The organism is Pseudomonas entomophila (assembly GCF_029193575.1).
Lineage (GTDB): Bacteria > Pseudomonadota > Gammaproteobacteria > Pseudomonadales > Pseudomonadaceae > Aquipseudomonas > Aquipseudomonas entomophila_G.
This window is the reverse complement of record NZ_JARGCS010000039.1, coordinates 1-8,367: the sequence shown is the minus strand read 5'-3', so window position 1 is coordinate 8,367 and position 8,367 is coordinate 1. Positions and strand designations below refer to the sequence as shown.

The 8,367-nt window shown below is 65.8% G+C and carries 7 protein-coding genes; all 7 read left to right on the top strand.

The genetic code is table 11. From position 1 onward, the window contains the following. On the top strand, positions 1-726 hold a 726-nt coding region (locus P0Y43_RS18945; RefSeq protein WP_275638789.1), incomplete at its 5' end, for an electron transfer flavoprotein subunit beta/FixA family protein. After that, positions 727-1,656 (top strand): electron transfer flavoprotein subunit alpha/FixB family protein, encoded by a 930-nt coding sequence (locus P0Y43_RS18940; protein ID WP_275638788.1) that lies wholly within the window; start codon positions 727-729, stop codon positions 1,654-1,656. Positions 1,657-1,667: 11 nt separating this feature from the next. Beyond that, a complete protein-coding gene (locus tag P0Y43_RS18935) occupies positions 1,668-2,864 on the top strand; it encodes an acetyl-CoA C-acetyltransferase (RefSeq protein WP_275638787.1) in 1,197 nt (398 codons plus the stop codon). Between the two features lie 10 nt (positions 2,865-2,874). Beyond that, positions 2,875-4,128, top strand: a complete 1,254-nt coding sequence (locus tag P0Y43_RS18930; RefSeq protein WP_275638786.1) for an acetyl-CoA hydrolase/transferase family protein — start codon at positions 2,875-2,877, stop codon at positions 4,126-4,128. 91 nt (positions 4,129-4,219) lie between these two features. Beyond that, positions 4,220-5,545, top strand: coding sequence for an MFS transporter (locus P0Y43_RS18925; RefSeq protein WP_275638785.1), 1,326 nt, complete (start codon positions 4,220-4,222; stop codon positions 5,543-5,545). Positions 5,546-5,673: 128 nt separating this feature from the next. Continuing rightward, positions 5,674-6,924 (top strand): OprD family porin, encoded by a 1,251-nt coding sequence (locus P0Y43_RS18920; protein ID WP_275638784.1) that lies wholly within the window; start codon positions 5,674-5,676, stop codon positions 6,922-6,924. 34 nt (positions 6,925-6,958) lie between these two features. Beyond that, on the top strand, positions 6,959-8,367 hold a 1,409-nt coding region (locus P0Y43_RS18915), incomplete at its 3' end, for an NAD(P)/FAD-dependent oxidoreductase (protein ID WP_275638783.1).

Sequence of the window (8,367 nt, the reverse complement as noted above, 5' to 3'; positions counted from 1 at the left end):
CGAGTGGTCGACTACAACGTCAAGGTTCGCGTCAAGGCGGACAACTCCGGCGTCGACCTTGCAAACGTCAAGATGTCCATGAACCCCTTCTGCGAAATCGCCGTGGAAGAGGCCGTGCGCCTGAAAGAGAAAGGCCTGGCCACCGAGATCGTCGCTGTCGCCGTCGGCCCGACCGCCGCCCAGGAGCAACTGCGCACCGCGCTGGCGCTGGGTGCCGACCGCGCCATCCTGGTCGAGACCAGCGATGAGCTGAATTCCCTGGCCGTGGCCAAGGCCCTGAAGGCCCTCGTCGACAAGGAGCAGCCGCAGCTGGTGATCCTTGGCAAGCAGGCCATCGACAGTGACAACAACCAGACCGGCCAGATGCTGGCTGCGCTGACCGGCTACGCCCAGGGCACCTTCGCCTCCAAGGTGGAAGTGGCTGGCGACAAGCTCAACGTCACCCGCGAGATCGATGGCGGCCTGCAGACCGTCGCGCTGAACCTGCCGGCGATCGTCACCACCGACCTGCGCCTGAACGAGCCACGCTACGCGTCGCTGCCGAACATCATGAAGGCCAAGAAGAAGCCGCTGGAGACCGTGACGCCAGACGCGCTGGGCGTTTCCACCGCCTCCACCACCAAGACCCTGAACGTCGAAGCGCCGGCTGCCCGCAGCGCGGGTATCAAGGTCAAGTCGGTGGCCGAACTGGTCGAGAAGCTGAAGAACGAAGCGAAGGTAATCTAAATGACTATCCTGGTTGTCGCTGAACACGAGAACGGTGCCGTTGCCCCGGCCACCCTGAACACTGTCGCCGCTGCCGCCAAGATCGGTGGTGATGTGCACGTCCTGGTCGCAGGCCAGAACGTCGGTGGCGTCGCTGAGTCCGCCGCCAAGATCGCCGGCGTTGCCAAGGTGCTGGTCGCGGACAACGCCGCCTACGCCCACGCCCTGCCGGAAAACGTCGCGCCGCTGATCGTCGAGCTGGCGAGCGGCTACAGCCACGTGCTGGCCCCGGCCACCACCAATGGCAAGAACATCCTGCCGCGCGTCGCCGCGCTGCTGGACGTCGACCAGATCTCCGAGATCATCGCCGTTGAATCCTCCGACACCTTCAAGCGCCCGATCTACGCCGGTAACGCCATTGCCACCGTGCAATCGAGCGCTGCGGTGAAAGTCATCACCGTGCGTACCACCGGCTTCGACGCCGTGGCCGCCGAAGGGGGTTCGGCTGCCGTCGAAACCGTCGCCGCCGCCCACGACGCCGGCACGTCGGTCTTCGTTGGCGAAGCACTGGCCAAGTCCGACCGCCCCGAGCTGACCGCTGCCAAGATCGTCGTTTCCGGCGGCCGTGGCATGGGCAACGGTGACAATTTCAAGCACCTGTACGCCCTGGCCGACAAGCTCGGCGCTGCGGTTGGCGCCTCGCGCGCCGCGGTCGACGCAGGCTTCGTGCCGAACGACATGCAGGTCGGCCAGACCGGCAAGATCGTCGCCCCGCAGCTGTACATCGCCGTCGGTATCTCCGGCGCGATCCAGCACCTGGCGGGCATGAAGGATTCCAAGGTGATCGTCGCGATCAACAAGGACGAAGAAGCGCCGATCTTCCAGGTCGCCGACTACGGCCTGGTGGGCGACCTCTTCGAACTCGTCCCACAATTGCAAGACGCACTCTGAGGAGCGCCCCGATGAGAAGAGCAGCAATCGTCGCACCCCGCCGCACCCCTGTCGGCGCCTTCGGTGGCAGCCTTCGCGGCGTGCCGGTCGAGCGCCTGGGGGCCGAGGTGGTCAAGGCCATCCTGGCCCAGACGCGGTTGGACCCCGAGCGCATCGACGACGTGGTGTTCGCCCAGTCCTACGCCAACTCCGAAACCCCCTGCGTGGGGCGCTGGATCGCCCTGGAGGCCGGCCTGCCGGTGAGCGTGCCGGGCATGCAGGTCGACCGTCGCTGCGGCGGTGGCCTGCAGGCCCTCGCCAGCGCCGCGATGATGGTGCAGACCGGTGCCGCCGACGTGGTGCTGGCCGGTGGTGTCGAGAGCATGAGCAACATCGAGTACTACACCACCGACATGCGCTGGGGTTCGCGCGCCGGCTCCGTCACCTTGCATGACCGCCTGGACCGTGGGCGCGAACGCTCCCAACCCGAGCACCGTTTCGGGCGGATCTCGGGGATGATCGAAACCGCCGAGAACCTGGCCCGCGATTATGCGATCAGCCGCGAGGCCGCCGATGCCTTTGCCGCGCGCAGTCAACAGCGCGCGGCAAAGGCCTGGGAGGCGGGGCTGTTCGACCGGGAGATCGTGCCGATCAGCGTGCCGCAACGCCGGGGCGAGCCCGTGCTGGTCAGCCGTGACGAAGGCGTGCGCGGCGACACCACGGTGGAAAAGCTCGCCGCCCTGCGCGCCGTGATGCCCGGTGGCACGGTCACGGCCGGCAATGCCTCGCAACAGAACGACGCCGCCGCCGCCTGCCTGGTGGTGGCCGAAGACCAGTTGCACGCGCTGGGCTTGGAGCCGATGGCCTTCCTGGTCGGCTGGGCTGCGGCGGGCTGCGAGCCGGCCAGCATGGGCATTGGCCCGGTGCCCGCGGTGCACAAGCTGTTTGCCCGCACGGGCCTTGGCTTCGAACAGATGGACCTGGTGGAACTCAACGAAGCCTTCGCCTGCCAGGCCCTGGCGGTGACCAAAGGCTGGGGCTGGCACGATGCCGAGCGCTTCAACGTCAACGGCTCGGGCATTTCCCTGGGGCACCCAGTGGGCGCCACCGGCATGCGCATCCTGACCTCGATGCTGCATGAGCTGGAGCGCCGCCAGGGCCGCTACGCGCTGGAGACCATGTGCATCGGCGGTGGGCAAGGCTTCGCCGCGATCTTCGAGCGGGCCTGAGGGTGCCAGCATGACTGACGAAATCAGCCTAGACGCCCTGGACTTCAGCGCCCTCGTCCGCCCCGGCGACCGGGTGGTCTGGGGCCAGGGCGGGGCCGAACCGGTGGCCCTGACCGAACGCCTGATGGCGCAGCGCGAAGCGATCGGCCACTTCCGCGCCTTCGTGGGCCTGAGCCTGTCGGCGGCGGTCAGCCCCGCGCATGCCGGGCAGGTGCGGTACCAGTCCTATTGCGGCGCCTCGCGCAACCGTGCGCTGGCGCGCGAGCAGCAGCTGGACATCCTGCCGAGCCACTACTCGCAGTTGGCGCGGCTGCTCGACCCGGTGGACGTGCTGCTGCTGCAGGTCGCCGAAGGGCCGGACGGTTTCAGTTTCAGCGTGGCCGCCGAGTACCTGGTGCCGCTGGTCAAGCGCGCGCGGTTGGTGATCGCCGAAGTCAACGAACAGGCGCCGTGGACCTTCGGTGAACGCCTGGAGCGCGCCGACCTCGACGTGCTGGTGCGTACCGCGCGCCCGCCCCTGGAGCTGGCCCCTGCGCTGCCCGACGAGGTCGGCCGGCGCATTGCCGGGCATATCGGCGGGCTGGTGGAGGATGGCGCCACGCTGCAGTTGGGCATCGGCAGCCTGCCGGAGCTGGTGCTGGACGGCCTGCGCTCGCATCGAGACCTGGGGATCCACTCCGGCGCCATCGGCGACAAGGTCGCCGAGCTGATGGCACTGGGGGTGATCACCAACGCGCGCAAGACCGTCGATCGCGGCGTGACGGTGGCGGGCGTGCTGTTCGGCGGACAGGCGCTCTACCGGTTCGCCCATCGCAACGCCCAGGTGCAGGTGCGGGCGACGGCCTATACCCATGCATTGGAGGTACTGGCCAGCATCGAGCGCCTGGTGACCATCAACTCGGCCATCGAGGTCGACCTCACCGGGCAGATCAATGCGGAGGTGGCGGGCGGCGCCTACGTGGGCGCGGTGGGCGGCACCCTGGACTTCATGCGCGGCGCGCACGCCTCGCGCGGGGGCTTGCCGATCATCGCCCTGCCGGCAACGGCGCTGGGCGGCGCGCACAGTCGAATCGTCGAGCGGCTGAGCGGCCCGGTGAGCACCCCACGGGCAGACGCCGGCCTCATCGTCACCGAATACGGCATCGCCGACCTTCGCGGGTGCGGCCTGGCCGAACGGGCGCGGCGCCTGGTCGCCATTGCCCACCCAGACTTCAGGGATGCCCTGGCCCGCAGTTGCGGGCCAGGCATGGAGCGGTATGGATAAGACCGGCAAGGGTTGCCAATCAGCAAGCACGATGTACCTCGCGCTGGTCGCGGGAACACCATTTACAAACAAAAATACAAAGGTGAAATCTATGTCGTCCCTTCAAAACCAAACGGCTAATTCAGCCGCGAGCCACCAGCGGTGGCGCGACTCGGTCTATCGCAAGATAGGCTTCAGGCTGATCCCTTGCCTGTTCGTCGGCTATCTGATGGCCGTGTTCGACCGCGCCAGCGTCGGTTTCGCCAAGCTCGAATTCCTCACCCAGTTGGGGTTCTCGGAGGCGGTGTACGGCTTTGGCGCAGGTTTGTTCTTCCTCGGCTACATGATGTTCGAGGTGCCCAGCAACATCTACCTGCACAAGCACGGCGTGCGTCGCACCCTGTTGCGCATCATGGTGCTATGGGGCCTGGTCACGGCACTGACCCTGTTCATCCGCACCCCCAACGAGTTCTACTTCGCGCGGCTGGCGCTGGGCATGGCCGAGGCGGGCTTCCTGCCAGGGGTGGTGCTGTACCTGACCTACTGGTTCCCGACCGACAAGAAGGCGCAGATCACCGCGTTGCTGCTGATGGCCCACCCCATCGCCGGCATTCTCGGCGGGCTGCTGGCCGGGAGCATCATGACCCAGTTCGCCGGCCATTTCGGCCTGGCGGGTTGGCAGGTGCTGTTCCTCTACATGGGCGTGCCGACCATGATCCTCGGGGTGTTCTCCTACTTCTACCTGACGGATCGCCCGGAAACGGCCACCTGGCTCAACGACCGTGAAAAGCAATTGCTGCAGGACGAAATCACCAACGTCGACCAAGGGCCCAAGCACGCCGGCATGCTGTCGTTCCTCAAGGACAGCCGCATCTACATCACCGCGCTGGGCTACTTCACCGTCGTGTCCTCGGTGACCACGCTGTCGCTGTGGGGGCCATCGATCATCAAGGAGCTGGGCGTCACCGACGTGTCGCGCATCGGCCCGCTCTCGGCGATTCCCTACGTGGTCGGCGTAATCAGCATGTACCTGGTGGGGCGCAGTTCCGATTACTTCCTCGAGCGCCGCTGGCACTTCGTGGGTTGCAGCCTGCTCACCGCCTTCGGTTTCGTCGGCCTGTGCCTGTTCCACTCGGACTTCACCGTGGCCATGGTGTTCCTGTGCATCGCGGCGTTCGGCATCTTCGGCGGCTTCCCGCTGTACCTGACCATTCCCGGCTCGTTCCTGCCACGTGCCAGTGCCGCGGGCGGTATCGCCCTGGTGACGACCCTGGGCAGCTTCGGTGGCTTCCTCACCCCCTGGCTGTTGGGCCTGATGAAAAGCATGACGGGCACCCTGTACTCGGGGCTGTTGGTGGCGGCGGGCATCAGCCTGCTGGGCGGGCTGTTGGTGGGTGTGGTGATGCGTAGCCCACGCTTCCATTCGCAGAACCACTAACCCTCCTCGCGTTTCAGACCTACGCCGCCACGGGCGGCGAAACGGGCGATCCCTCTTTTCTGCGCTGATTCAGGCAAGGGTGGCGTTCGCCCGCAAGAAACCTCCATCGACACAAGGACAATAATAAGATGAACACTCGTTTGATGATGTTTTCCGCAGTCGCCTTGGGTTGCAGCACCAGTGCCGCCCACGCTGACTTCATCAAGGACAGCAAGGCCTCGCTGGACTTGCGCAACTTCTACCTGAACCAGGACCAGCGCCAGAGCAATGCCCCGCACAAGGCCGAGGAATGGGTGCAGGGCTTCCAGTTGCGCTTCGAGTCGGGCTACACCGGCGGCCCGGTCGGCGTGGGCGTGGATGCGATCGGCCTGCTCGGGCTCAAGCTCGACTCCAGCCCGGACCGCGCCACCACCGGCCTGCTCAAGCGCGGCAGCGACGGGCGCGCCAAGGACGAATATGGCGAGCTGGGGCTGACGGCCAAGGTGCGTGTTTCCCGCACCACGCTCAAGAGCGGCACCCTGCAACCGAAAGTGCCGGTGGTGCAGATCAACGACTCGCGGCTGCAACCGCAACTGTTCCGTGGCACCTGGCTGAACTCGGCGCAGGTCGAGGGCTTGTCGCTGGATGCCGCGCGGCTGGAGAAAGTCAACCAGCGCGACTCTTCCGACTACGAAGACCTGCAGCTCAACACGGGGGTGAAGCGCAATGTGCGGGTGACGGGCAGCCCCACTGCCAATCACTTCGACTTCGCCGGTGGCACGTACCAATGGAACAAGTCGCTGAGCACCAGCTACTACTACGGCAACCTCGAGAACTTCTACCGCCAGCACTTCCTCGCCCTCCAGTACCAGGTGCCCCTGAGCGACAAGTCGTCGTTGAAGGCCGACCTGCGCTGGGCGGACTCCAACGGCGGCAGTGCCAGCAACATCGACAACCAGGTGCTCAACGGCATGCTCACCTACCGCAATGGCGGGCACGCGCTGGGCTTGGGTTATCAGCAGATGAAAGGCGAAACCGGCTTCGCCACCATCAGGGGCGCCGACCCTTACCTGGTGAACTTCGTGCAGATCAGTGACTTCGCCAACAAGGACGAAAAATCCTGGCAGGTGCGCTACGACTACGACTTCGCCAGCCTTGGCATTCCGGGCCTGACGTTCATGACGCGCTACCTGTACGGCAGCGACATCGACACCCTGCTGCCCGGCGGCAGTGGCAACGGCCGCGAACGCGAGCGCGACATGGACCTGGGCTACGTCATCCAGAGCGGCCCGCTGAAGAACCTCGGGATCAAGTGGCGCAATGCCGCGTTGCGCAGCAACTTCGACCGGGCGATCGACGAGAACCGCCTCATCGTCAGCTACAGCCTGCCCCTGTGGTAACAGGCCCGAACGGATTGCCCTAAGGAAACATTGCATGCAACGTGAATACATGGAATTTGACGTGGTTATCGTCGGCGCAGGCCCGGCGGGCCTGTCCGCCGCCTGCCGGCTGAAGCAGAAGGCCGCCGAAGCCGGCAGCGAGATCAGCGTCTGCGTGGTCGAGAAAGGCTCCGAGGTCGGCGCCCACATCCTGTCGGGGGCGGTCTTCGAACCGCGCGCCCTGAGCGAGCTGTTCCCCGACTGGAAAGCACTCGGCGCGCCGCTGCACACCGAGGTCAAGCGCGATGATATCCATGTGCTCAGGGATGAGCGCCGTTCGGTCAAGGTGCCTGGCCTGTTCGTGCCAAAAACCCTGCACAACCACGGCAACTACATCGTTTCCCTGGGCAACCTGTGCCGCTGGCTGGCCCAACAGGCCGAGAACCTGGGCGTGGAGATCTACCCCGGCTTCACCGCCCAGCAAGCGCTGTTCGATGACGACGGCGTGGTCCGTGGCATCGTCACCGGCGACCTCGGCGTGGACCGTGAAGGCCAGCCCAAGGACGGGCTGTACACGCCGGGCATGGAGCTGCGCGGCAAGTACACGCTGTTCGCCGAAGGCTGTCGCGGCCATATCGGCAAGCAGTTGATCGAACGCTTCAACCTCGACAGCGATGCCGACGCGCAGCACTACGGCATCGGCCTGAAGGAAATCTGGGAAATCGACCCGGCCAGGCACGAGCCTGGCCTGGTTGTCCACACGGCGGGCTGGCCACTGGATGTGGCCAGCGCCGAAAACACCGGTGGCTCTTTCTTGTACCACCTGGAAAACAACCAGGTGGTGGTCGGCCTGATCGTCGACCTGTCCTATTCCAACCCCTACCTGTCGCCCTTCGACGAGTTCCAGCGGCTGAAGCACCACCCGGTGTTCAGCCAGTACCTCGAAGGCGGCAAGCGCATCAGCTACGGCGCCCGCGCCATCTGCAAGGGCGGCCTGAACTCGCTGCCGAAGATGGTGTTCAACGGCGGCGCGCTGATCGGCTGCGACCTGGGCACCCTGAACTTCGCCAAGATCAAGGGCAGTCACACGGCGATGAAATCCGGCATGCTCGCCGCCGACGCGGTGGCCGAGGCGCTGCTCGCCGGCAGCGAGGGCGGCGATGCGCTGAACCGCTACGTCGACGCGTTCAAGGCCAGCTGGCTGTATGACGAGTTGTACGCCAGCCGCAACTTCGGCCCGGCCATGCACAAGTTCGGGCCGATCTTCGGCGCGGCCTTCAACTACGTCGACCAGAACGGGTTCGGCGGCAAGCTGCCGTTCACCCTGCACGACACCAAGCCGGACCACGCCTGCCTGAAGCTGGCCGCCGAGGCGAAAAAGATCGACTACCCGAAACCGGACGGCAAGCTCAGCTTCGACAAGCTCAGCTCGGTATTCCTCTCCAGCACCAACCATGAAGAGGA